Consider the following 22,950-nt stretch of genomic DNA (forward strand, 5'->3'; position numbering starts at 1 on the left):
GGTGGCAAGCCGGTGGGATCGGGCATCGTCCGAGGTCATCCGGCCTGCTGGGGGTTCTCCTCGTCGGGTTCGGTCCGCTCGGTTGCTGTACTCCGCTGCTGTACTTCTTCGGCGGTACGGAGGACGTTCCGGGCGGCGGTCGCCACCGGGCAGCCTGGGACTCGGCAGACTGGGCAGAGTCCGTCGGGTCCGGGTCGGTGGTCGCGGAGGATCCAGCGGGCGGTGAGGATCAGCCGGTTGCGGATCTGGGTCAGGGACAGGAACGGCGCGGTCATCCTCAGCCCACCCCGAGGGTGGCGGCGAGGTGGATGAGCGTCGCCGGGGCGGCAGGGTCGCGGGCGACTTGGGCGAGGATGTCTCGCCCGGCTGGTCGGTGGCGGATCTCGGCGGGTGCGATCCGGTCGGCCTCGATCAGGACCCGTCCGGCACTGATCGGATCGTCAGCCTGGAGATACGCGCGGGCGGCGTCGACCAGGTACGCGGCGCGGTGTTCGGCGGCAAGCCACCGCCACCCGTCCCGCTTGATCGCCTTTTCGTGCCAGAGCACGGCCTCTTCCACGTCGCCCCGTTCCACCGCTGCGGTGATCCGGGCAAGCTCTACAGCCGTCGGTCCGAACCCGGTGCGGTGGTAGTCGTGACCGTCCCTGACCCGAGCGGCCATGTCGGCGGCCTCATCGATCAGCTCGTCAGCGGCGCGGTCGTCCCCGTCACCGGCGGCGGCCAGAGCGGCCTGAACCAGCAGGGTTCCGCAGAGGGACAGCTCGGGTGGGGTGCCATACTCGATCACGGGCGGGGCGATCCGGTACGCGGCGGCCAGCATCACTGACTTCGCCACCCGCGCCTGCCCCGAGGCGCGCAACACCTGACCGAGCTGCACGGCGGCGGCAGCCACCAACACCCGGTCACCGGTAGCGGCGATCATCGCCCGGTCGACCGCCAGCCACGCCACGTCGGGGGCACCGAGCTTCACCAGCAGCGACGCCGTCACCCGGTACGCCTCCACCAGCGGCACCCGACCCGCCCCGGAATCGTGGGCGTGCGTGCGTTGCGCGTCGGCCACCAACTGCGGCACCAAGTCGACGACCTGCATGTAGCGAGCGTGCTGGAAGGTGGTCCATACGTGCGCGACCTCCCGTGCCAGCCCGTCGGCCGGCAGCACAGGACGGCGGGCGTCCGGGCGCTCCAACGCGATCTCGTACGTCGACAGAGCCGCCCGGATCCGCTCCACACCCTCGACATGCTCGGTCACCCCGGCCGGCTGGACATCCCCGCCGAGGAGGACCGCCGTGTCGATCCGCAGGACGGCGGCGATGTCCTGGAGGATCGACACCTTGTCCAGCGACCGGACACCCCGCTCGACCTTGTCCACCCAACTCTTCGACTTGCCCAACCGATCGGCGAACACCTGCTGAGAGAGCTTTCGCCGCCCACGCCAGTACGCCACCCGACGACCGACGGGCAGCAGGTCACCGCTGTTCACGACGCCACCGCCGGTCCGGTACAGCCCGGGTTGTCTCCTCAGCCGGTATTCGATCCGCCTCAGCCTGCGCGAGAATCCGTTCTCGGGCAGCCTCCCGTTCTGCTGCCTGGATCTGCTCGCCTCGGCTCTCGGACGGAGCGTTCTCGCTCATCCCTACCTCCGCTGGTAGGGGTGCGGCGGCGTGCTCTGGAAGGACCGACACCGCCGCACCCGGCTCCGAGCGGGTCACGCATTCTCGGTACTGATGACCGTGGCGAACCCGCCCTGGTCACAGCATCGGGTGATCAGCCGGTCACGTTCCAGGTAGCACGCGTCCGGTCACTTGTCCATGGACGCGGACAGGTTGCGGACAAGGGCGGACAAGCGGCTGGACCGGTTTCGGGCGGCGATACATCGGACTCTCTCCACCGACTGGGCTGCGCTGTCGCGTTCACCGATGGCTAGCTGTGCACCGGCGAGGTGGCACACGTAGGTGCCGGTCCAGTCGGCCGAAGCCGAGTCGGCATCCAGACCGTCGAGGCCGGCGGTCAACAACTCCACCGCCTCCTCGTTCTGTCCGAGCGCGGCCCGGGTGGTGCCGGCCTCCAGGTCGAAGAACGCCCGGTCTCGGTAGTAGTCCCACGGCGGCATCTCGCCCTTGTGCTCCAGCGCGGCTATCGCCCGCTCGGCGGCCGCCACCGCAGTATTGATCGCCGCCTGCCGGTCACCAGCGAGGACATATGCGCGGGCAAGCTGGTAATGGTCGTACGCGAGCTGCCCCGGCGACATACCCGGCCTGGTCAGCGCCGCCCGGGTCACGCCGAGCAGGGCACCGATGTCCCCCGTCTGCCCGGCCAGATCGGCGCGGAAGGACAGCACCGTACCCAGCAGCGCGTCATGCCCGCTCTCGACGGTCCACTCCAACGCCTGATTCAGCCAGTACCGCGACCAGCCGTGATCACCGGCGGCGATACCCAACCAACCGGCGAACTGCGCCCACTGCGCAGCCTGATCGATCAACCGGCCCCGCAGGTCGTCGTGCGCCTCACGAGCCAGATGGCTGACGAGATCCAGGTTCGCCTGGACCGCCGGCATGACAGCGGCAGCACCAAGAACATCGTCAAGACGACGTTGACTCGCCAGGAGATCAGCCAGCGCGTCGACCGTAGCCGGATCAGTCCGCATCGGATGACGAGCAGCAAAGGCGATCCGGTCGGCACCGTCGCCCGGCAACTCGGGCGGACGCGCCAACACAACCAGCCGACCACCCGCGCCGAGAGCGTCATCCAACCGTCTCGCCACATCATCGCTCGGCTGCCGTCGCCCCGCCTCCAGGTCGTGAAGCTGGCTCTTGCTCTGGTACACCACGTGCGCGAGAGCGCGAAGCGAGATCCGGGCCTCGGTACGCAGCCGGCGAAGCTCTGCGCCGAAGCGCGGGTCAGCAATGGGCGACACGACGTACTCCCAGGTAGAGGGCTGGGGCGGCGGTCCCGCCGGCCTCTACCCCGACGGGCCGCCACATCGGACGGTACACCCGCGCCACACGCTATGTAACGCCGCGCGCCGCCCTCACCGAGGAATCACTTGGCGTTGAACTGTCACCGGGTGCCAGGCGAACCGGGCAAAGGTCACTTGCAGGCCGCCTGAACTGCACAAGCAGTGGGCATCGATTGTCACCGCTGGGCGTCGTTACAGATCTTGAATGGCTAGGTTGAGCCGGTTTCGAGTGCCAGGCCGGTATGGGCGAGGAAGCCGTCGAGTAGGTCGGGGCGGTACTGGATGCGCTTGAGTCGGTTCTTGATGATCGCGAGGAGGTGGTCGAGGCCGGTGACGGCGAGGTTGCCGATGCTGCGTTTGAGGTGTGACCAGACGCCTTCGGTGGGGTTGAGGTCCGGGGCGTAGGCGGGTAGCCGGATCACGGTCAGCCAGTCCCGGGCGGCGATCAACCCCCGCATGGCGGCGCTGATGTGGGTGTTCAGGTTGTCCCACACGAGGACGATCGGGCCGCCGAGTTGCTGGTGCGCGGCGTCGAGCAGGGTGATGTAGTCGGTCTCGGCGAAGCTGCGCCGTTCACCCTTGCGGCCGCGGTGGGTGATGGTGCGGTAGATCAACCGGGAACGTCGGCCGGGCTTTTAGCAGGTCAGACCGGCGATCGAGACCCGGCCGGAGCCCTTGCCGGAGGTCGGCACGACCGGCGTGTGGCCGCGTCGGCCCCAGGTGCGGGCTTTTGGTGGGCGCAGCGTCTGACCGGCCTCGTCCTCGAAGCAGATCCACGCCCTGCGCTGCGCCGCTACCGTTTTCCCGCCGGCCACACCTCCCGCCGCCACGTTACGACCGCGGCCTCGTCCCGTTCGACGGGCCGATGCTTCGGGACCTGCACCGACCAGCCGATCCGGTGCAGCAGATAGGAGGTGCCACGCAGCGTGTACCGGGTGTGGAACAGTCGCGCGATCAGATCCGACACCCGCGCCAGAGTCCACCGCTGATCGTCACCGAACCCGTGCGCGGCCGGCCCCTCGTCCAGGGCCTCGGCCAGCCTCCGTAGCCGAGGTTCGTCGAGGCGGCACCGGGAACCACCAGGCCCCTTTGACGCCAGGGCGTCCTCACCGCCGGCCCGCCACTGCTGCCGCCAGCCGTACACGGCGGTCTGCGACACCCGCAACCGGGACGCGATCTCCGGCACCGACACACCCTCGGCGAACCACCCGGCCGCCTGCCGCCGCACCGCCTCACGCTTCGCCCGCCCCCGCTCGGACAGGCCACCACCATCGGGATACCTCATACCCCTTGATCTACCCCCGACCGGCGAGACCACGCATCACAGTGGACCAAGCTGACCTTTCAAGATCTGTAGTCGACGTTCCACGGCCTGGCGACGGCCTGAACTCGGTCCGCCCCAAAGGCGTCCCGCCTCTCCCTTTTCGTCCAAGGATCTGTGCGTCTGGTGTGGACGGGACGGACCGCGGATGCCCGTAACGCCGAGGGCTGATCCGGCACTCTGGCCCCTGCGTCCAGCGGGCTTCCTTAAGCTGGTTCCGCCGCAACCGCTGCCGCCCCGAGCACCGCCGCCCGATGTCGGAGCTATCGGTTACAGTGCGCAGCGTGGCAAAGCCCATCCGCCCCAAGCGCAGACGGCATCGCCAGTGGCGGGTTCAACGCATTTTCACCCGAAGGTTCTTGGCTGATCTGCAGTCGCAGGCTGAGCCCAGAGGTTATGCAGTAGAGCGGACCGCAGGCGAAGATCTCGACACCATCGCCAAGAACTTCCTGGGCCTCGACCCCATGGCCGGCCTCCAGGACACCATCGCCAAGAACTTCCTGGCCCTCGACCCCATGGCCGGCCTCCAGGACACCATCGCCAAGAACTTCCTGGCCCTCGACCCCATGGCCGGCCTCCAGGACACCATCGCCAAGAACTTCCTGGCCCTCGACCCCATGGCCGGCCTCCAGGACACCATCGCCAAGAACTTCCTGGCCCTCGACCCCATGGCCGGCCTCCAGGACACCATCGCCAAGAACTTCCTGGCCCTCGACCCCATGGCCGGCCTCCTGAGCGAACTACTGGCTACAGCTGAGGAATCACTAGTGCCTCGTCATGCAGCCTTGAACGGGTAATCCGGATGGCGGATCTTGGAGTTGGTCGCGAACCCGGTTTTCGGTCGGGTGTGTTGGTTGCGCCAGCGGATGTAGGCGCCGATGGCGGCGTCCTGCTCGGCATGGGTGCGGTGGTCGGTGCCGTTGAGGGCGAAGTAGCGGACGGCGGCGAACTCGGCCTCGATCCAGTTCAGCCAGGACGCGTACGTCGGCAGGAACACCAGGTCCACCCGGTTGGCGGCGCACCAGGCACGGACCTCGGGGTGCTTGTGCGGAGAGAAGTTGTCCACGATCAGGTAGAGGCGCTGGTCGGGCCAGCGGCGGCGCAGGGTCTTGAGGAAGGCCAGGAACTCCTGCCAGCGCTTGCGGTCACGGATGCGGTAGTGCAGCCTGCCGGTGGCCAGGTCGAGGGCGGCGATCATGTGCCGCACGCCCTGGTCACGGGTGTAGGTGGCCCGTAGTCGCACCGGCTGGCCCTGGGGCCGCCAGGCGCGGCCGGGTCGGGGTTGCAGGTTCAGCGGCCCGAACTCGTCCACGCACAGGACCCGGCCGTCGGCGGGCGGGTGGTCGTAGAGGTCGAGGATGCGGCGCATCTTCGCGGTGAAGTCGGGGTCGGTGCTGGCCTTCCAAGTCTTGGTGACCTGCCAGGACACGCCGCGTTCGTGCAGGACACGGCGGATCGTCTCGACGCTGACCGTCGTGACGTAGCCGGCGGCGATCAGGTAGTCCCGCAGCTTTGCCAGTGACCAGCAGGAGAACGGTCGGCCGAGGAAGCGGGGGTCGCACCGGGCGATGACGCAGATCCAGTCGCGGGTCTGCTCATCGATCCGTCTCGGTGCGCCCCCGCTCCATTTTGGGTCGAGTGCGTCGAACCCCCTGTCGTTGAACGCGTGGATCACGTCCCGCACGTAGTCCTCGGTCACCTTCAGCAGGTGGGCGATGTCGGGGGCCGGTTGGCCTTGGGCGGACATCAGCACCACGATCGCCCGGCGCAGCTTCACCGGGTCCTTCGCGGTCCGGGTGATCCGCTGCAACCGCTGGCCCTCGGTCATCGATACCTGCCGGACGAACACCTCCGGCCGTCTACCCACCGGCCACCACCTCCCACCGTCGAAGCGCTGGGAGACAGCCTGCCCGACAGATCCTCAGAACCAGCGGATTACACGATCAACGTTCCAAGACGAGGCACTAGACACGCAGCCCGCCCTGTGGACCCCGGAACAGGAAAGGCAACGCCTGCTGCTACGCCGATTGACGCCCGAGCAGCGCCTATGGCTTGCCGCAGTCTTCGTTCACCTAATAATCGCATTTGCTCAGCACGCTTCAAGTTTCGCCACCGCCGACAATCCTCGATTTGATGTCGAGAAGCTAGTCGCTCACCACGTTCAGGCTCTCGGCGTTTCAATTGGCTACTACAGCCTAAAAAGGCGATGAGAAAATAGGCGCAGCTTATGCGTTTACCGTGACAACAAACCAGGGCTCTGAGAATGAATAAACCAAAAGGGTTCAGGCAATGACACACAAGCCACCAGAGTCGCTGTCCATAGAACTTCCGGGCGGTGAGATGATTCAGATGTTACCACCTCCAGGGAACGGCGACCCGACTAAGGTCAACGTGGTCGAAGCACTGAATCCACACGTATTCGACCATTGCCCAGTCTGCGCCGCCCCAGCAACCAGCGATGAACACCTTCCTCCATCAAGCCTTGGCGGCATCGTCATGACCCGCACCTGCAACCCCTGCAACAACAAATTCGGGGGGTACGTCGAGGCCGACTTGCTTCACTGGTTCACCTGGATTATCCCAGCTCCGCGGTTCCGGTCAGAGAACGTACCTGGAGCACGAAAGTCCGGCAGAATCGCATACAGAGAAACAAGCAATGGGCGCTTCATACTCCTCATCGATGGCAAGTCCGATCCCAGCCTCGAAGAAATGTTGAGGAGTGGCGAGGTTGATCTAAACGGCCTCCTCCCAGACCGGAACCGCTATCGACTCGCACTGCTCAAACAAGCATATTTAGGCATGTGCATTGCCCTAAAGGGCATCCCAAGAGGCGCAATTTCCGATCAAGTGCGTCGCGATTTGATTGCCACACGCGACGCCCCAAGCCGACAAGAGGTACCAACTAGCGCGCTGGCACTGGGGCAATTCGTTCGCCGGTTCAACCAACCACAAACTGACGCTCCAGCAGCGCTGGCCGTGTATAGCGACAACGGCCGGGAGCTTTCCGGCGTGATATTGGTGGGCCGAATCTTCGTTGCCTGGGAGTTCAGAGACGCTTTGAAGAGCGAACCAGCCGGAACCAACGCCATCCAGGGGCATCTTCGTGTCGGAAAGCCGGTTCAGGGTACCGTAATCTCTGTCGGCGACTAACCATTAGCGACTCAGCAGACCGTCATTCGCAAGCCTCTACCCTGCCCACGCCATCCCGTTCGCCGTCGACCCGCCCTCCTGGGGAGCGGGCCGCCGCCCGATCGACGCTTCGCCAAGACGATGAGCGAAGCTGTAGCGGCCACGACGCTAGGACCGCGCCGCAGCCTGATCTGCGGTCAGCCTATGGATTGGTCGCGCCAAGCATTGAAGGCGTCTTTGTCGTAGCTACCGGAACCTCCAAACGACGAGCCCTCATCTCCGATTTCACTCGTCGTCCAGCTCAACGAAGTCGCTTGGATCCACATCCCTCAAGATGAGGCTATCTGGCACACCGATCGCAGGCAGTTGCCGCCCTCGGAGCCGCAATCCGCACGCCCTACATTCAAGTTGCGACGGAAGGAAGTGGACTATCGGCGAGACACCGCAAACGTTACCTTCTTCGTCGGTCTCCGCCTCCCATTCAAGATCCGAATCTCCATAAAGCATTGCATCCGAGGGACAAGCCGGGCAGTTAAATCTCTGGATTTCGCACTTCTGTTCGAGTTGCCATCCATGCAACGCCTCCCCCAAGGCCCATCCTGGAGCAGTGCCCGGATAGCGCCTCCTGAACTCAGCCGCCGCAGCAGCTATCGCAGCCTTCGCCTCAACTTCGGCTTCATCGCGGGACTGATCGAGCCGAACATTCACAAACTGAATAAAATCACCATAGAACGATTCCCGGGGTTGCTGCAGATCCCTGACCAGTAGGTCTATTGCGCCGACGAAAGCCGCCAGATCTTTCGAAGCTTCTGCTTCATTGACGATCGCAGCGTGCGCCGCCCCGTTCCTATAACCGATTAGAATCTTCAGGCGGTCAGCGAAGGCGCCAAGCGAAGCAACAAGTGACTGACATCTCTGCAAACTGTCAACGACCCCGATGGTCTTAATCATCGGAACGGGGAGTTGATCGTCTGAAAGTTGCGCGAGAAGGAGCATTGACGAAAAATTCCTCGGGTCAGCGATCAAGGTTGGGGAAATGGCGGCAAGGCGAGACTTCAATAGATGCTCCAGGGCAATACCCGAGCGCATGTAGAAGTCAATGTAATCCCGCTGCACGTACGCGTGGATAGCTCGGCGGAAGCAGTCGCCGGAGCTTTCCATTAGATGAAGAGAAAAGCGATTCCTGGTGCCCCTGCGACTCAATCGTATCCCCCAAGTCCCTCATTGCGTGGCTGCTAACCTCATCGGAGACCGTTCGGCGCTAAACGCGGCGTAAATGGGTCGAACTAGCGCCGGTTGGCTGCACCGCCAGCAGTCACCCCAACAACATGGCCGGTCCATTAAGGAGCGGCATCGGCGATAGCGTACTTCCACCTCCTCGGTGAGAGCGATCCCGTCTGTCATCGACCCGCCCTCCTGGGGAGCCGCCGCCCGGCCCGCCACGTCAAGCGGACCTTGACGGCTCGCACCGGGCGCTGGCGGGTCGGACGGCGGTCTGCTCGGCTTGCCCGGGTCGATGGCGGGCGGGATGGGCTACCGCAACCGCCCACGGGCCGCGAGCCGCCGACGGTGCCCGGCCATCCTGGAGCCGGAGCGTCCCCGCCGGAGGCGCAGTGACCGCGACCCGCGATCGCCGCCAGCTCGCCGAGGCGGCCGGCGTGCGCTCCCCTACGCCGCGTGGGTGCCGGCCCCGCGGCCCGGCCGGCTGCCAGCCCACCACCCACCGGACAACGGCCTGTCGTCATCCGGCGGCCCACCGGGCTACCCGCCCTCCGCGCCAGCCGCCGGGCGTGTTGCGTGACCGGAGTGGAGCGCCAGCAGAGCGACGGGCGCACGCTTGGGGGCAGCGTGTGCGGCCCGTTCAGGGCCGCCTTGACAGCTGTGCAGAAAGTCCTCACACAGCGGCTGGCAGCCCGGCTGTCCTCCGTCGGCTGATGTGCGACACGCGTCCGCCAACTGGTCCGCCAGCCTCAGCGTGCTGATCGCGGCGGATCAGGGTTCTCCCTCGATGGATTGTGTGTGCCTGATGGTGGCTACGCTGACCGCGATGGTGGGGCCCGGGAGCGGAACCGCGTTGGGGCGGTTGTTGACGTATCGGTGGTCGGAGGTGGCCGCGACAGCGGGTTCCCTGCGGCCGCAACTCGACGCTGTGCTGGCCGGCGGCACCGCCAGTCCGTCGTTGATTCGGCGACTGGCACCGACGCTCGGGATGCACACGGCGGATCTGTTCGTGGTAGCCGGGCTCGATCTGCCGCAAGATCTGGTGCCTGCCAGCGGTACCAAGCCTTGGCACGTCGGGACGGCGCTGGAAAAGGCGGCCAGGTTGGCCCCTCAGTCGCTGCGCCGGCTGCATGAATTCGTCCGGTCGCTACCCGAGCATCCACCAGCTTGGCCGCCTGTTCGGCCGCGTCACAGCTACCCGCTGGGGCCTGGCGAGATGATGTTGCGGCTACTGCGGAACCGCAACATCGGGCCCTACAGCCCGAAGGTGTTGTACTTCATCGGCGACGGCCCGATGGTGTCGTACTCCACCATGGGGATGCTCGGACCTGGCCGGACGAAGCTCACGCCGCAGTACGTGACCGCCTTCGCCACCGTCCTGGGTATTCCCGACGACGACTTGGCCGCCGTTGCCGGAGTTGGTGCGGCCATCAATCCACGTCTACACCGCAACCACGTCGAACTTGCCCGGTTGGCGTGGGATGCCCGCCGATTGACCGGCGAGCAACTGTCCGAGGTGTTCGACCTGACCACGCGTCTGCGGTAGCTGAGTCAGTTCCTGGAGTCAGCCCGCGCGAGGGTGACTCGCGCTACGCCGCATACATGCTGATCCTGGTCCTCGGGCTGCGCCGAGGTGAAGTGCTGGGCCTGCGCTTCGAGGACGTCGACCTGGCCGCCGGGGAACTGGCGGTGGCCTACCAGCTCCAACGCATCCGCCGGCAGCTCCTGCGCCGGAGGACGAAAACCGAGTCGTCGGACGCAATCCTGCTCCTGCCGGTCATCTGCGCGACCGCCTTCCGCTCCCACCGCAAAGATCAGCAGCGGCACCGGGAGCATGCCGGGCGGGCCTGGCAGGACACTGGCCTGGTCTTCACCACCCGACTCGGCACTCCGGTCGAGCCGGGGAACTCCACCAAGAGTTCAAGACCCGCTCAGCAAGGCCACCTCAGGGGCCGCCCAAGCCGCCCTCAAGCGCCTCGGCCAGCACACCTGAGGGAGCCGCTGCTGTACTTCACTGCTGTACAAGATCGAAAAAGGCCGTCTCCGACTAGCGGAAACGGCCTTGAACTGGGTGGAGCTGAGGGGATGTGAACCCCTGCCCCCTCGATGCGAACGGGGGCGCGGCGGACCGGTGCCACCGGCGGTCGGCGGCGGCCGTGGCAGAGTGTGCCGGTGACCCCCACCCGGATCCTGCGTCCGCCGCCGGAGCACCGGTTCGCCGAGACGGTACGGGCGCTGACTTTCAGCCCGTACGACCCGTGCGCCCGGATCGCCGCCGGTGCGTTCTGGTGGGCGACCCGCACCCCGGATGGGCCGGCCACGCTGTGCCTGCGCCGGCACGACGGCGACCTGCTCGCCGAGGCGTACGGGCCGGGCGCGGACTGGGTGCTGGAGCGTGCCGACGCGATCGCCGGACTGCGCGACGACCTGACCGGCTTCGCCGAGCTGGCCGGCCGGCACCCGGTGGTGTCCCGGCTGGCCGCCGGGCACCGGGGGCTGCGGATGCCGGCCACCGGCCAGGTCTTCCGGCAGTTGCTGCGGACGGTCCTCGAGCAGAAGGTCACCGGCAAGGAGGCGTACCGGGCCTACGCGGCGATGGTCCGACACTTCGCCGAGCCCGCGCCGGGGCCGTTTGCGCTGCTGCTGCCGCCGGATCCGGCGACGGTGGCCGCCGCGCCGTACTGGGTGTTCCACCCGTTCGGGGTGGAGCAGCGGCGGGCCGAGACGTTGCGCCGGGTCGCCGCCCTCGCTGACCGCCTGGAGGCGTGCGCCGACGCCGCCGAGGCGACCCGGCGGCTGACCGCGATCCCCGGCATCGGCCCGTGGAGCGTCGCCGAGGTGCTACGCATCGCGTACGGCGACCCGGACGCGGTCAGCGTCGGGGACTACCACGTCCCGAACACGGTGAGCTGGGCGCTGGCCGGCGAGGCGCGCGGGGACGACGCCCGGATGCTGGCCCTGCTGGAGCCGTTCCGGGGGCACCGGGGACGGGTCTGTCTGCTGCTGGCCGCCGGGGGCGTGCACGCACCCCGGTACGGCCCTCGGATGCCGCTGCGTTCCTTCGCCCGCTTCTGACCCGTCCAGCTGGCTATTTCGGCCGGACCACGGCCGGCTCCGGCGACAGTCGCCGGGCTCCGGTCAGCCGGCCCGGACGCAGAGTCTCCGCAGGGTGTACGCCAGCCAGCGGGCGTACCCGTGCTGGAAGGCCCGCCCGGCGGGGCCGGCGGCCCGCATGATCCAGCGGTCCGGGCGGCTGAACGCGCGGATCTCGAACCAGACCCGGCCGGCGTCGTCGCGTTCTACCACGAACGCCTCCTCGCCGCGCGCCGGGTGGCCGGGGAGGGTGCCGTACCCGAAGCCGGCCCGCCGGTCGTCGTCGGCGGCCCAGACCACCTCGCACGGGGCGTCGAGCCGGAACGGGCCGATGCCCAGCCCGGAGGTGACGGCGACGCCCGGCGCGGCCCGGGGCGCGTCGGCGGTGATCCGGATGCCGGCGGCGCGGTGCAGCCGCCAGGTGAGCACGGCCGTGCCCGCGTGGGCGAAACATCCGTCGGGGAGCCGGACCCGGTGCCGCACGTGCCGCCAGCCCGCCGGCAGGTCCCCGGTGCGGGTGGCTCCGACGTGCGGATAGGTCAGCGGCACGGGCACCTCCGGGATCGGCACGGACCGGGCAAGCGTACGACCGCCCGTGGGCGACCCGACCCGATCCGCGCGGCCCGGCGGGCGCGGCGGACCGGACGGACGCGGCAGGCTCAGGCGGGCGCGGCGGGGTCGGCGGCTCATGCGGGGCCGGGCGGGTCAGGCGGCCTCGCGCAGGTCGTCCAGGGTCAGCGGGGTACGCCGGGCCAGCAGGTCGGCCAGCTCGGGCACCGAACCGACCTCGCCGAGGACGTCCTTGCCGCCACCGAACTCCGACCGGTACCGGCGCACCAGCCGGTACCGGTACCGGCCCCGGATCAGCTCCACGCTGACCCGCCAGCGCCCGCAGCAGCCGCAGACGAACTCGCGCACCCGGCGACGGTAGCTCTGGCCTGCGCTTTCCTGGACCGGCCACCGGTGACGGACCGGCCCGACGCGGGACACCCGGCACCGGACGCGCCCGTGATGTGCCTCACCACTGTCGGTCCCGTCTGGTTGACTGGTCGCCGTGGAGCTGCCGCTGAACCCGCCGGTCGAGCCGATGCTGGCCAAGAGCGTCGCCCGGATCCCCACCGGCGAGCAGATGACGTACGAGCCGAAGTGGGACGGGTTCCGGTGCATCGTCTTCCGGGACGGCGACGAGGTCGAACTGGCCAGCCGGGGCGGCAAGATGATGACCCGGTACTTCCCCGAGGTCGTCGAGCAGGCCCGCCGGCAGTTGCCGGAGCGCTGCGCGGTCGACGGCGAGCTGGTCGTGATCCGGCGGGACGGCCCCGACGGGCAGCCCCGGCTCGACTTCGAGCTGCTCGCCCAGCGGATCCATCCGGCCGCCTCCCGGGTGCGGCTGCTCGCCGAGAGCACCCCCGCCGACTTCGTCGCCTTCGACCTGCTGGCCATCGACGACGAGGTGCTGCTCGACCGCCCTTACCCGCAGCGCCGGGCCCGGTTGGAGGCCGCGCTGGCCGGGGTACGCCCGCCGGTGCACGTCACCCCGGTCACCACCGACGTGGACACTGCGCGTCGCTGGTTCGACATCTTCGAGGGCGCCGGGCTGGACGGGTTGATCGCCAAGCCGGCCGACCTGCCGTACGAGCCGGGCAAGCGGCTGATGTTCAAGGTCAAGCACGCCCGCACCGCCGACGTGGTGGTGGCCGGCTTCCGCTGGCACAAGTCCGGCCCGGTGGTCGGCTCGCTGCTGCTCGGCCTCTACGACCAGTCGGGCACGCTGCACCACGTCGGCGTCTGCGCCTCGTTCACCATGGCCCGCCGGGCGGAGCTGCTGGAGGAGCTGGGCCCGTACCGGGACGTCGGCGACGAGCACCCGTGGGCGCACGGTGACCACGAGCGCGGCCAGCGCATCCCGGGTGGGGTGAGCCGCTGGACCGGCGGCAAGAACCTGGAGTGGGAGCCGCTGCGCCCGGAGCTGGTCCTCGAGGTCGGGTACGACGCGATGGAGGGCGACCGGTTCCGGCACACCGCACAGTTCGTCCGTTGGCGGCCGGACCGCGACCCCCGATCATGCGGGTACGACCAGTTGGAGCGCCCGGTCCGTTTCGACGTCGACCAGGTGCTGCGCGGCGACCCGGTGCCGACGACCGAGCCGACCTGACCGGGCCGGCCGACACGAGCATGGAGGGCAGGCTGTGAGCCGTACTCCCGACCCGTCCCCGACCCGCCGGGTTCGGCTCGCGCTGGCCGTGTTCGTCGTGGCGGCCCTGGTCGTCACCGGCTGCACCCTGCCGACCTTCGCCCCCCGGGCCGAGGTGGAGGGCGAGACGCCGGTGGCCCCGCTGGGCGCGACCCCACGGTGGCGGTCCTGCCCGGAGACCGCCGAGCAGGTGGCCGGGCGCGCCGCGCGGGACATGCGGTACGAGTGCACACGGATCGCCGTACCGCGTCGGTGGGTCACCACCGGCGACCGCGCGACGGTCCCGCCGGGCGGTGGCGAGACCTTCGAGATCGCCCTGCTGCGGGCCCGCTCCACGAAGCAGCGCGACCGGATCGGCTCGCTGGTGGTCAACCCGGGCGGGCCGGGTGGCTCGGGCGTCGACATCGCGGTCTACCTCTCCCTCGGGGAACAGTTCGGCGGCCTGCCGGCGACGGTGACCGAACGGTTCGACATCGTCGGCTTCGACCCGCGCGGGGTGGCCCGGTCCAGTCCGGTCGAGTGCATCTCCGACACCGACCTGGACGCCAGCTTCGGCTACGACCCCGACCCGGCGTCCACCGCCGCGTTCGACGGGCTGGTCGCCCTCAACCAGCGGATCGGCCGGTCCTGCGGGACGAGGTACGGCGACCAGTTGTCGCTGTACGGCACCGAGCAGGCCGCCCTGGACATGGACCTGGTGCGCGCCGCCGTCGGCGACGAGAAACTGACCTACCTGGGCTACTCGTACGGCACCCTGCTCGGCGCGGTGTACGCCCAGCGGTTCCCGGAGCGGGTCCGGGCGCTGGTCCTCGACGGGGCGATCGACCCACGCCAGGACGCGGTGGAGGCGTCGGAGAGTCAGGCGAAGGGCTTCGAGCGAGCCTTCGGGAACTTCGTCCGCTGGTGTTCCGGCAACGCCGACCGCTGTCCGCTCGCCCCGGACGCCCGGGCGGCGGTGACCTCGGCCCTGGACAAGGCCCGGGTCTCCCCGGTCCGGGGAGCGGACGACCGGGAGGCCACCTCCGGCTGGGTCTTCTACGCGATCATCTCGTCGCTCTACACCGAGCAGGGGTGGCAGGAGCTGGCCCGGGCGATCGACCAACTGGCCGACGGTGATCCGGCCGGTGTGTTCCGCCTCGCCGACGCGTACGCCGGCCGGAACCCGGACGGCACCTACAGCAACCTGTTCGACGCCAACCTCACCGTCAACTGCGCCGACGACGAGGAGCGGCCGACCCGGGAACGGATCCGCCAGCTCCAGACGCAGTGGCGCACGGCGTACCCGCTGTTCGGGCCGGCACTGGCGGTGGGGCTGCTGACCTGCACGCACTGGCCCGCCCGACCCGACCCGTACCCGACCGGCAAGGCCGACGGCGCGCCACCGATCCTGGTGGTCGGCACCACCGGTGACCCGGCCACCCCGTACGAGCAGACCCCGGCGCTGGCCGGCATGCTCGGCGTGGGACGGGTGCTCACCTGGGAGGGCGAGGGGCACACCGCCTACCCGCAGACCACCTGCGTCACCGACGCCGTCGACGCCTACCTGATCGACCTGACCGTCCCCCGGGAAGGGCTACGCTGCCCGGCGCGCTGACGTTCGACACCTCCGGTAGTTCCGACAGGACGATGCCCTGCCGGGCGGCGATCTCCTCCAGCAGTGCCCGCACCTGACGCAGGTCGGCCTTCAGTTCCTCCTGCTCCTCGTGCTCGAAGGCGTCGTCGTCCACGATGAGCTGGCTGGCGAAGTGAGCGGTGATCAGGGGGATGACCAGCAGCACCATGGTCGAGATGAGCAGCGCCGCGAGGGTACGTCCCTGCCAGGTGGTCGGGGAGATGTCCCCGTAACCGACGGTGGAGGCGGTGACCACCGCCCACCAGACCGAGTCGGCGGCGCTCTTGTCCTCGACCTGGCTGTAGATCACTCCGGCCACGACGATCATCAACAGGTACGAGATCATAAGGGTGCGGGGTGAGTTGGCGAACCAGACCAACCCCCGGTAGATCCACCGGAACGGCCACAGCAAAAGGTCCATGCCGAATCATGCTGCCCCGGCCCGACCGCCCCCGCCACAGTTACCGATCATTCGGCTGTGCCATCCTCGGCGGCATGTCTGACCTGGTGTTCCGGACAGCGGTCCGGGCCGATCTGCCCGTGCTTGTCGCCCTCCTCGCCGACGACGTCCTCGGCCGAGGGCGGGAGGCGGCGGTCGTGGACGAGGCGTACGAGCGGGCCTTCGCGGACATCACCGCCGACCCGCGCAACCAGCTCGTGGTCGCCGAGCAGGACGGCGAGGTGGTGGGCTGCCTCCAGATCACCTATATCCCGGGGCTGGGCCGACACGGGGCCGAACGGTCCCTCATCGAGTCCGTCCGGGTGCGCGCCGACCGCCGGGGCGCCGGGACCGGTCGGGCGCTGATGCGCTGGGCGATCGACCAGGCCCGGCAGCGGGGTTGCGCGCTGGTGCAGCTCACCACGGACAAGCGGCGGGCGGACGCCCACCGGTTCTACCTCGGCCTCGGGTTCGTCGCCAGCCACGAAGGCATGAAGCTGGCTCTCTGACCCACTCCCGGTTCCGCCCGGAGATCCGTCACCTCGCAGCGGAGGCGGCCTGGTCGGTCAGCCCGGTCGGCCGTGGCGTGGCCGGCCACGCCACGCTGCACTACATTCACCGCCATGGCAGGGCGGGCTCGGCTGGCACCGGCGGCGTGGACGGCGCGGCTGCCCCCACTGGCCTGGCTGGGAATCGCCGCCGCGCTGCTGGTCACCGCCGCGTTCGCCCGCTGGCGTACGGTCACCGGCGACCCGGTCGTCGCCGCCACGCTGGAGCTGAAGATCGCGGCGGTCGATTCGTTGGCCGGCCCCTGGCTGGTCGGCGCGACCACGCTGTTGGTGGTGACCCGGGCGGTGGCGGTCGCGGCGGGCCGACCGCAACGGCTGCTCCGGCTGGTCGGCACCGCCCTGACAGTCGTCCTCGTGGTGCTGCTCGGGGTGATCGCGGTGGCGCTGGTACGGACCGTCGATCCGCCGATCGACACCGACCGGGCACCGGTGTTCACCCAGCCCGGGCCGGCGTTGCTCCCGGCCGCCGGGGCGTTGCTGACCTGCCTGGTGGGCATCTGGTCGGCGCCCACACGCCGGGCCGGTCCGGCACCGCCCGGGTCCGACCGGACCGGCCCGGCGCTGCCCGGGTCCCGCCGGGGCGCTCCCGCACCGCCCGGGTACCGCTGGCGGCGGGTGGGCGTGTTGCTGCTGGCCGCCGGCTGGGCGACCGTCGCGGTCGCGGTCCTGTTGCCGTCCTGGACTCGGGAGTACCCGGACCGGGTCGAGGTGGACAACAGCCTGGACCTGGTCTTCGTGGCGCTGCCCTTCGCCCTGTTCGGTGCGCTGCTGGCGGTGCCGTCGCTGCTGCGGACTGGCGCGGCCCGCCGGCCGTGGCGGGAGGCGAGCCGGGGCTGGTCGATCGCCACCACGCTCGGCTGTGGCAGCTCGATCGGGGCAATCTGGTACTTCGTGGCGAACGACCCCTACCGACAGGCGGCCGGCATGTACGCGGCCCGCCCGGGCGCGGGCACCGCTCTGGCGCTGCTCGGCTGTGTGCTGATCGCGATCTCCGGAGCGCTCCCCGACGACCGCTGACCCCGAACGACCGGTGACTCTGACGACCGGTGACTCTGACGACCGGTGGCCGGTGGCCGGGGCGGGCGAATCCGGTGGTCGCGGGCACCCCGCGCGGACTACCGTGCCCGGATGCCCGTTCGCCCCGATCCGACCGACCCCGGCCACTGTCTGCTGCACGCCGACGACGGCACGCCGCTGGCCCGGTTCCGGCCCCTCGACGACGGGGGAACGACCGTCGCCGACGGATTCCGGCCGTTGCCCGGGGTCCCGCTCGACCGGGTCGCCGCCCAGGCGACCCGTGACCTTGCCGGGACGCGACTGGACACCCCCGACGACGGGCTGGGCGAGGCGCTGGCCGCGCTCGGGCACCACAGGCGCAGCGCCGTCGAGCTGCGGCACGACCTGACCGGCGTACCGGAGGAGGTCATGCTGCCGCCGGGGTGGACCTTCGCGCCGCCCGGCTGGGACGACGACCTCGCGGAGGGGCTCGCTGCCGCGTACGGGCCCGACCATCCGGACGGGGCGTGGACACCGGCGGCCACCGCGGAGGTCCGGGCGATGGTCGACCGGGGCGAGCCGGTGCCGCCGCTGGCCGGCGCGACCGCACGGGTGGTCGACCCGGCGGGGCGCAGCGCCGGGCACGTCCTCTGCGCGGGACCGGTGCCGTGGACCGCGGACCGCTGCGGCTGGGTGCTCAACCTCGCGGTGGCACCCCGGGCGCAGGGCCGTGGCCTCGGCCGGGCTCTGCTCGGGTACGCGCTGCGCGGCACCGCCACGGCCGGGCTGCCGACGCTCGGCCTCGCGGTGACCGACGGCAACCCGGCCCGTCGCCTCTACGACGCCGCCGGGTTCCGGCTGCACACCCGGGTGATCTCGGTACGGCTACCGTGACCGGGGACTTCGGAGGGGGACACCGGGTGGTCGCCGGCGCGGGTTGACTCGTCGCAGCGGCCGGGTCAGGCGCGGCAGAGGATCTCGCCGTGCAGGACGGCGAACCAGCCGTCCTCGGCGTCCGCCCACTGCCGCCACCCGGCCGACAGGCGGGCCAGGTCGTCGGCGGTGGCGACGCCGGACGCCAGCACCTGGTCGGCCAGGGCAGAGTGCCGGATCCGCTCGGCCCACATGCCGCCCCACCACTGTCGGTCCTCGGGAGTGGCGAAGCACCAGGTGGCGGCCGTCGGAGTGATGTCGGTGAACCCGGCGGCGCGGGCCCAGGAGAGCAGCCGCCGACCCGCGTCGGGCTCGCCGCCGTTGGCGCGGGCGGCCCGCTGGTACAGGGCGAGCCACTCGTCCAGTTCGGGCACCCGGGGAAACCAGGTGAACGCCGCGTAGTCGCTGTCCCGGGCGGCGACGATTCCGCCGGGCCGGCAGACCCGGCGCATCTCCCGCAGGGCCTGGACCGGGTCGGCCACGTGCTGGAGCACCTGGTGGGCGTGGACCACGTCGTACGCCGCGTCGGGCAGGTCCAACGCGTGCACGTCGGCCACCACGAAGTCGATGTTGTCCCGTCCACGGGACCGCGCCTCGGCCCGCGCGAGCTGGAGCGCCTCCTCGGTGACCTCCAGCGCGGTCACCCGGCCCACCCGCCCGGCCAGGTCCACGGTGATGGTGCCGGGTCCACAGCCGACGTCGAGCACGGCCTGACCGGGCCGGAGGTGGGGCAGCAGGTAGGCGGCGGAGTTCGCCACGGTACGCCAGCGGTGGGACCGCAGTACGGTCTCGTGGTGTCCGTGGGTGTAGGTGTTGCGGGCGGCGGCCATCGGGGACCTCCTCGTTCCGGGGTCTCCCGAAGCTAACCGCCATATCCCTACATGCGAGACACCTATCCCGGTATGTGGGCGACCGGAGCGCTCAGGCGCCCTCCTCGACGGGCTGGCGCAGCCGTACCGGGCCGTCGGGTGGGTGGGCGTACCCGTTCTCCTCGTCGACGAGCAGCGGCAGCGTCTCGCCGTTCTCGTCGACCAGCCACCCGGCGATCGGGCGGGTGCCTTCCGGGTCGTCGTCGTCCTGGACGGTCCACCCGCCGGGCGGGAGGACCGCGACGATGGCGGGCCGGCGGTGGATGGCGGCGAAGCCGGGGAGGCTGGCGGCGGGTTCGAGGCGACCGGTGTCGGCGAGCACCAGGGCACGGCCCTCGTCGTCGAATGCTTCCACCTGCCGGTCGGGAGGGCTGACACCGTCGGTGTCGGTGTAGGTGGCGATGTAGCGGCCGGAGGCCGGGATCATGGCGTTCTCCTCGGTGGTGGCGTCGAGTGCCATCAGTCGGGGAGCGTCGTGGGCGATCCGGGCGTCACGGCCGAGGCGGTGGAGTGACCGGTCCGTTATCCGGCCGGACACTCGACGTTCACACTTCGGTCACGTGCGACCCACCGCTGCCGGCACCGTCGCCACACCCGGTGTCAACCGTCGGTGGCCCTTTCCCGGGACGGTTGCACCCGCTTGGGTTCGCCGGGCATCTTCGGGTGGTCCGGCGGGTACGGCAGGTCGCCCGAGCCGCCGGCGGCGTCCCGGTCGGCCCACTCCAGCAGCGGCGTGATGTCCCACGGCGCGTCGTCGATGCCGGCGTGCGGGTCCCCCCGCTCGGCCAGCCGGGCCGGGACGCTGCCCAGGTGGAAGTCGTCCGGCTCGACGGCGGGCAGCTCGTCCCAGGTGACCGGGGTGGAGACGGTGGCCCGGGCGTTGGCCCGCAGCGAGTACGCGCAGGCGATCGTCCGGTCCCGGGCCATCTGGTTGTAGTCGACGAAGACGTGTTCTCCCCGCTGCTCCTTCCACCAGGCGGTGGTGATCAGGTCGGGGCGTCGGCGTTCCAGCTCCCGGGCCAGGGCGATGGTGGCCCGGCGTACCTCGGTAAACGTCCAGCGCGGCTCGATGCGCAGGTAGACGTGCACGCCCCGACCGCCGGAGGTCTTCGGCCAGCCGGTCGCGCCCAACTCGTCGAGCAGGCCGCGCAGTTCGCCGGCCGCCTCGACCGCGTCGGCGAAGTCGGTGCCGGGCTGTGGGTCCAGGTCGACACGGAGTTCGTCGGGCCGGTCGACGTCGGCGGAGCGTACCGGCCAGGGGTGGAAGACGATCGTGCCCATCTGCGCGGCCCACGCCACGTGGGCCAGGTCCGCCGGGCAGAGCTCGTCGGCACTGCGTCCGCTGGGGAACGCGATCCGCGCTGTCTCCACCCACGGCGGTACGCCCCGGGCCGGTACCCGCTTCTGGAAGAACATCTCCCCCTCGACCCCGTCGGGGAAGCGTTGCAGCGTGGTGGGGCGGTGCCGCAGCGCCCGCATGATCCCGTCGCCCACGGCGAGGTAGTAGTGGAAGACGTCGGACTTGGTGAAGCCCCGCTCGGGGTAGATCACCCGGTCCGGGCTGGTCAGTCGTACCGTGTGCCCGGCCACCTCGATCTCGACGGCCGCTGCCTTCGTGCCACCCATGCCGCGACCATATGTCACACCAGTGACAAGAGACTTATCCTTGGCGAGTGAGTCTTTCCGAGAGCGAACTGCCCCGCACCGAGGCCGAGTGGCGCGTCCGGCTCAGCCCGGAAGAGTTCCGGGTGCTGCGTCAGGCCGGCACCGAGCGTCCCTTCACCGGCGAGTACGTCGACACCAAGACCCCGGGCATCTACCACTGCCGGGCCTGCGGTGCGGACCTCTTCTCCAGCGACACCAAGTTCGACTCGCACTGCGGCTGGCCGAGCTTCGACGACGCGCTGCCCGGCGCGGTCAAGGAGATCGAGGACAACAGCCTCGGCATGCGGCGTGTCGAGATCCGCTGCGCGCGCTGCGACAGCCACCTGGGGCACGTCTTCCACGGTGAGCGGTTCACCCCGAAGGACACCCGGCACTGCGTCAACTCGGTCTCCATCCGGCTGGAGCCGCGTCAGGGCTGAGCCGCCCGCACGACTGCTGGTCCAGGCGACGCGACAGCTCGCAACCCACCACCCGACCGGACGTTTTCTCGGCCATTCCGCCGACACAGCGGCCCACCGTGTCGCACCCTCGGGGCATGACTGCCGATAGGGGGTTCCGTCATGGCGAGCTGTGAGGTCTGCGGCAACGACTACTGGATGGCGTTCGAGGTCCGGACGGTCAGCGGTGACACGCACACCTTCGACTCGTTCGAGTGTGCGGCGCACAAGCTGGCGCCGGTCTGCGAGCACTGCCAGGTCAAGATCATTGGCCACGGCACCGAGGTGTCCGGGCGGTTCTTCTGCTCGGCGCACTGCGCCCGTACCGTCGAGGGCGAGCGGGCCACCGCGATCGCCGACGCGGTCGGTGCCCGCCCGGCCTGACGGACAGTGGCCACGCGAGGACGGGCCGGGCCAGCGTCCGGGGTGGTGTCGCCACCACCCCGGACGACGTGCCACCGTCAGGGCTGACCTGCCGGCCGGCAGGGCTGGGCCGCCACCATCGGGGCTACGGGGTCGGCGCCTTCGAGCCGTACCCGTACTCGGAGACCACCTCGCCGCCGGGTCCCCGCAGTTCCGCCCGGTCCCCCTTGTCGTTCCAGATCGGGCGACCACTGCCGTAGGAGAAGCCACCCCACTCGGGGTGGTACTGGTTGGTGTAGATCCTGATCCGCTGTCCCGGTTGCAGCACCGTGCCGGGCGGGAAGGTGAAGTCCTGCCCGGCGTCGTCGGCGCCGAGCGTCCAGCCGCTGATGTTCCCGGCCACGGTGCCCCGGTTGACGATCTCGACGTACTCGTCCGCCTGGGTGTACTTCACGTCGCCCCGGTTGCGCACGGTGGCGATGACCACGTCCGGTCGACCGGCCCGGGCGAAGATCGCGACGATGTCGGCGCTGTTCGCGCCGTTCTCCGGGCTGATGAAGGTCCGTACGACCTGGCCGCCCCGCTTGAATCCACTGATCACCACGCCGTACTCGACCCCGTCGATCGTCACGGTTTCCGGGGAGACGAACGTCGGCAGGTCGACCACGTCGTCCGGGGTCGGACCGTTGTTCGGGGTCTCGTTGTGGTGGAAGCGGAAGCTGAAGTTCGCCTCGGTGCCGTCCTCGAAGGCCACCCGCACGACGAGGTCCACGTCGAACTGCTGCGCCGGCATGCCCACGATGGGGAAGTTCTCGTGCGTGTACGTGCCGAGGGTGAACTCGGTGCCGTCGGTCTGCACCTCGACGGAGCCGCCGCGGAAGACGTATCCGCTCTGGCCGGAGCCGGCCGGGGTGCCCCACCGGACGTGCTCGGAACCCAGTCCGTTGAGATTCGGCGGGGTCACGCTCAGGGACGACCAACTGCCGGTCGTGAGGGCGGTGCTCATACAACCTCCATCGACGCAGAAAATGGGGCTTTCCTGCACACAATGGTGATTTTGATTTGTTAACGGCAGGAGAAGGCGTCCACCTCACGACAGATGCCTTGCGGCCGAGCCACGCCTTCGACGTCCGGAGGACCCGGGCACTAGCCT

26 protein-coding genes are annotated in these 22,950 nt (G+C 69.8%); 11 read left to right on the forward strand and 15 right to left on the reverse strand.

The window, feature by feature from the left end; genetic code table 11:
• Positions 1-35 precede the first annotated feature (35 nt).
• From GA0074692_RS16795 to GA0074692_RS16815, 5 genes are all read right to left on the reverse strand, one after another.
• Positions 36-275, reverse strand: coding sequence for a hypothetical protein (locus GA0074692_RS16795; protein ID WP_091645720.1), 240 nt, complete (start codon positions 273-275; stop codon positions 36-38).
• Positions 276-277: 2 nt separating this feature from the next.
• The gene (locus tag GA0074692_RS16800; protein ID WP_245730337.1) at positions 278-1,480 is read right to left on the reverse strand and encodes a helix-turn-helix domain-containing protein; all 1,203 of its coding nucleotides are present in this window, start codon (positions 1,478-1,480) and stop codon (positions 278-280) included.
• 318 nt (positions 1,481-1,798) lie between these two features.
• Positions 1,799-2,914 carry a helix-turn-helix domain-containing protein gene (locus tag GA0074692_RS16805; protein ID WP_091645723.1) on the reverse strand — a complete coding sequence of 372 codons (1,116 nt, stop codon included), beginning with the start codon at positions 2,912-2,914 and terminating at the stop codon, positions 1,799-1,801.
• Between the two features lie 251 nt (positions 2,915-3,165).
• Positions 3,166-3,570 carry a transposase gene (locus tag GA0074692_RS16810; protein WP_245730338.1) on the reverse strand — a complete coding sequence of 135 codons (405 nt, stop codon included), beginning with the start codon at positions 3,568-3,570 and terminating at the stop codon, positions 3,166-3,168.
• A 179-nt stretch (positions 3,571-3,749) separates the two neighbouring features.
• Entirely contained in the window at positions 3,750-4,241 is a 492-nt protein-coding gene (locus tag GA0074692_RS16815) for a winged helix-turn-helix domain-containing protein (RefSeq protein WP_176738479.1), read from the reverse strand.
• Positions 4,242-4,561: 320 nt separating this feature from the next.
• On the opposite strand from GA0074692_RS16815, the gene GA0074692_RS16820 reads away from it, so the two are divergent.
• The gene (locus GA0074692_RS16820; protein ID WP_141725311.1) at positions 4,562-5,074 is read left to right on the forward strand and encodes a hypothetical protein; all 513 of its coding nucleotides are present in this window, start codon (positions 4,562-4,564) and stop codon (positions 5,072-5,074) included.
• On the opposite strand, the gene GA0074692_RS16825 is transcribed toward GA0074692_RS16820, so the two are convergent.
• Positions 5,053-6,144, reverse strand: a complete 1,092-nt coding sequence (locus GA0074692_RS16825; RefSeq protein WP_091645731.1) for an IS630 family transposase — start codon at positions 6,142-6,144, stop codon at positions 5,053-5,055. The two genes, GA0074692_RS16820 and GA0074692_RS16825, sit on opposite strands and share 22 nt — an antisense overlap.
• 422 nt (positions 6,145-6,566) lie before the next feature.
• Here GA0074692_RS16825 and GA0074692_RS34020 point away from each other — a divergent pair, with 422 nt between their 5' ends.
• Positions 6,567-7,427: an HNH endonuclease gene (locus GA0074692_RS34020; RefSeq protein WP_141725312.1), complete on the forward strand. Its 861-nt coding sequence runs from the start codon at positions 6,567-6,569 to the stop codon at positions 7,425-7,427.
• Between the two features lie 264 nt (positions 7,428-7,691).
• Here the strand turns inward: GA0074692_RS34020 and GA0074692_RS34025 are convergent, their stop codons facing one another.
• Positions 7,692-8,522, reverse strand: coding sequence for a hypothetical protein (locus GA0074692_RS34025; RefSeq protein WP_141725313.1), 831 nt, complete (start codon positions 8,520-8,522; stop codon positions 7,692-7,694).
• Positions 8,523-9,381: 859 nt separating this feature from the next.
• Here GA0074692_RS34025 and GA0074692_RS16830 point away from each other — a divergent pair.
• A complete protein-coding gene (locus GA0074692_RS16830; RefSeq protein ID WP_141725314.1) occupies positions 9,382-10,173 on the forward strand; it encodes a hypothetical protein in 792 nt (263 codons plus the stop codon).
• A 5-nt stretch (positions 10,174-10,178) separates the two neighbouring features.
• Here GA0074692_RS16830 and GA0074692_RS16835 read toward each other — a convergent pair whose 3' ends face one another.
• A complete protein-coding gene (locus GA0074692_RS16835; RefSeq protein WP_141725315.1) occupies positions 10,179-10,454 on the reverse strand; it encodes a hypothetical protein in 276 nt (91 codons plus the stop codon).
• A gap of 345 nt (positions 10,455-10,799) precedes the next feature.
• On the opposite strand from GA0074692_RS16835, the gene GA0074692_RS16840 reads away from it, so the two are divergent.
• Entirely contained in the window at positions 10,800-11,702 is a 903-nt protein-coding gene (locus GA0074692_RS16840) for a DNA-3-methyladenine glycosylase family protein (protein WP_425413337.1), read from the forward strand.
• A gap of 63 nt (positions 11,703-11,765) precedes the next feature.
• On the opposite strand, the gene GA0074692_RS16845 is transcribed toward GA0074692_RS16840, so the two are convergent.
• A complete protein-coding gene (locus GA0074692_RS16845; protein ID WP_245730339.1) occupies positions 11,766-12,290 on the reverse strand; it encodes a DUF1990 domain-containing protein in 525 nt (174 codons plus the stop codon).
• 135 nt (positions 12,291-12,425) lie between these two features.
• On the reverse strand, positions 12,426-12,638 hold the full coding sequence (locus GA0074692_RS16850; protein ID WP_091645741.1) for a hypothetical protein: 213 nt from the start codon (positions 12,636-12,638) through the stop codon (positions 12,426-12,428).
• 136 nt (positions 12,639-12,774) lie between these two features.
• Between GA0074692_RS16850 and GA0074692_RS16855 the strand changes: the two genes are divergently transcribed.
• Entirely contained in the window at positions 12,775-13,875 is a 1,101-nt protein-coding gene (locus GA0074692_RS16855; RefSeq protein WP_091645743.1) for an ATP-dependent DNA ligase, read from the forward strand.
• Positions 13,876-13,909: 34 nt separating this feature from the next.
• Positions 13,910-15,508 (forward strand): alpha/beta hydrolase, encoded by a 1,599-nt coding sequence (locus GA0074692_RS16860; RefSeq protein WP_091645746.1) that lies wholly within the window; start codon positions 13,910-13,912, stop codon positions 15,506-15,508.
• Here GA0074692_RS16860 and GA0074692_RS16865 read toward each other — a convergent pair.
• The gene (locus tag GA0074692_RS16865) at positions 15,435-15,947 is read right to left on the reverse strand and encodes a potassium channel family protein (protein WP_091645748.1); all 513 of its coding nucleotides are present in this window, start codon (positions 15,945-15,947) and stop codon (positions 15,435-15,437) included. The genes GA0074692_RS16860 and GA0074692_RS16865 overlap by 74 nt on opposite strands.
• 74 nt (positions 15,948-16,021) lie before the next feature.
• On the opposite strand from GA0074692_RS16865, the gene GA0074692_RS16870 reads away from it, so the two are divergent.
• The 3 genes from GA0074692_RS16870 to GA0074692_RS16880 all read left to right on the forward strand — a co-directional run bounded on the left by GA0074692_RS16870 (position 16,022) and on the right by GA0074692_RS16880 (position 18,424).
• On the forward strand, positions 16,022-16,474 hold the full coding sequence (locus GA0074692_RS16870; RefSeq protein WP_091645750.1) for a GNAT family N-acetyltransferase: 453 nt from the start codon (positions 16,022-16,024) through the stop codon (positions 16,472-16,474).
• 114 nt (positions 16,475-16,588) lie between these two features.
• Positions 16,589-17,551: a hypothetical protein gene (locus tag GA0074692_RS16875; protein ID WP_091645752.1), complete on the forward strand. Its 963-nt coding sequence runs from the start codon at positions 16,589-16,591 to the stop codon at positions 17,549-17,551.
• A gap of 111 nt (positions 17,552-17,662) precedes the next feature.
• Positions 17,663-18,424: a GNAT family N-acetyltransferase gene (locus tag GA0074692_RS16880; protein ID WP_091645754.1), complete on the forward strand. Its 762-nt coding sequence runs from the start codon at positions 17,663-17,665 to the stop codon at positions 18,422-18,424.
• Positions 18,425-18,489: 65 nt separating this feature from the next.
• Here GA0074692_RS16880 and GA0074692_RS16885 read toward each other — a convergent pair whose 3' ends face one another.
• The 3 genes from GA0074692_RS16885 to ligD all read right to left on the reverse strand — a co-directional run bounded on the left by GA0074692_RS16885 (position 18,490) and on the right by ligD (position 20,958).
• On the reverse strand, positions 18,490-19,293 hold the full coding sequence (locus tag GA0074692_RS16885; RefSeq protein ID WP_091645756.1) for a class I SAM-dependent methyltransferase: 804 nt from the start codon (positions 19,291-19,293) through the stop codon (positions 18,490-18,492).
• 91 nt (positions 19,294-19,384) lie between these two features.
• Positions 19,385-19,792 carry a hypothetical protein gene (locus tag GA0074692_RS16890; RefSeq protein WP_141725316.1) on the reverse strand — a complete coding sequence of 136 codons (408 nt, stop codon included), beginning with the start codon at positions 19,790-19,792 and terminating at the stop codon, positions 19,385-19,387.
• A 140-nt stretch (positions 19,793-19,932) separates the two neighbouring features.
• Positions 19,933-20,958 (reverse strand): non-homologous end-joining DNA ligase, encoded by a 1,026-nt coding sequence (gene ligD, locus GA0074692_RS16895; protein WP_091645760.1) that lies wholly within the window; start codon positions 20,956-20,958, stop codon positions 19,933-19,935.
• A gap of 47 nt (positions 20,959-21,005) precedes the next feature.
• Here ligD and msrB point away from each other — a divergent pair, with 47 nt between their 5' ends.
• Together msrB and GA0074692_RS16905 are read left to right on the forward strand one after the other, a co-directional pair.
• Positions 21,006-21,416: a peptide-methionine (R)-S-oxide reductase MsrB gene (gene msrB, locus GA0074692_RS16900; protein WP_091645763.1), complete on the forward strand. Its 411-nt coding sequence runs from the start codon at positions 21,006-21,008 to the stop codon at positions 21,414-21,416.
• Positions 21,417-21,557: 141 nt separating this feature from the next.
• Positions 21,558-21,818, forward strand: coding sequence for a Prokaryotic metallothionein (locus tag GA0074692_RS16905; RefSeq protein ID WP_091645766.1), 261 nt, complete (start codon positions 21,558-21,560; stop codon positions 21,816-21,818).
• Positions 21,819-21,942: 124 nt separating this feature from the next.
• Here GA0074692_RS16905 and GA0074692_RS16910 read toward each other — a convergent pair whose 3' ends face one another.
• The gene (locus tag GA0074692_RS16910) at positions 21,943-22,803 is read right to left on the reverse strand and encodes a lamin tail domain-containing protein (RefSeq protein ID WP_091645769.1); all 861 of its coding nucleotides are present in this window, start codon (positions 22,801-22,803) and stop codon (positions 21,943-21,945) included.
• Positions 22,804-22,950 lie beyond the last annotated feature (147 nt).

Source organism: Micromonospora pallida, assembly GCF_900090325.1.
GTDB classification, from domain to species: domain Bacteria; phylum Actinomycetota; class Actinomycetes; order Mycobacteriales; family Micromonosporaceae; genus Micromonospora; species Micromonospora pallida.

Bases quoted from the DNA above. Each gene is read 5' to 3' on its own strand.
- GA0074692_RS16905 (WP_091645766.1), top strand. From the start codon at position 21,558: ATGGCGAGCTGTGAGGTCTGCGGCAACGACTACTGGATGGCGTTCGAG.
- GA0074692_RS16870 (WP_091645750.1), top strand. From the start codon at position 16,022: ATGTCTGACCTGGTGTTCCGGACAGCGGTCCGGGCCGATCTGCCCGTG.
- GA0074692_RS16795 (WP_091645720.1), bottom strand. From the start codon at position 275: ATGACCGCGCCGTTCCTGTCCCTGACCCAGATCCGCAACCGGCTGATC.
- GA0074692_RS16815 (WP_176738479.1), bottom strand. From the start codon at position 4,241: ATGAGGTATCCCGATGGTGGTGGCCTGTCCGAGCGGGGGCGGGCGAAG.
- GA0074692_RS16880 (WP_091645754.1), top strand. From the start codon at position 17,663: ATGCCCGTTCGCCCCGATCCGACCGACCCCGGCCACTGTCTGCTGCAC.
- GA0074692_RS16890 (WP_141725316.1), bottom strand. From the start codon at position 19,792: ATGGCACTCGACGCCACCACCGAGGAGAACGCCATGATCCCGGCCTCC.
- GA0074692_RS16865 (WP_091645748.1), bottom strand. From the start codon at position 15,947: ATGGACCTTTTGCTGTGGCCGTTCCGGTGGATCTACCGGGGGTTGGTC.
- GA0074692_RS34020 (WP_141725312.1), top strand. From the start codon at position 6,567: ATGACACACAAGCCACCAGAGTCGCTGTCCATAGAACTTCCGGGCGGT.
- GA0074692_RS16875 (WP_091645752.1), top strand. From the start codon at position 16,589: ATGGCAGGGCGGGCTCGGCTGGCACCGGCGGCGTGGACGGCGCGGCTG.
- GA0074692_RS16885 (WP_091645756.1), bottom strand. From the start codon at position 19,293: ATGGCCGCCGCCCGCAACACCTACACCCACGGACACCACGAGACCGTA.
- ligD (WP_091645760.1), bottom strand. From the start codon at position 20,958: ATGGGTGGCACGAAGGCAGCGGCCGTCGAGATCGAGGTGGCCGGGCAC.
- GA0074692_RS16910 (WP_091645769.1), bottom strand. From the start codon at position 22,803: ATGAGCACCGCCCTCACGACCGGCAGTTGGTCGTCCCTGAGCGTGACC.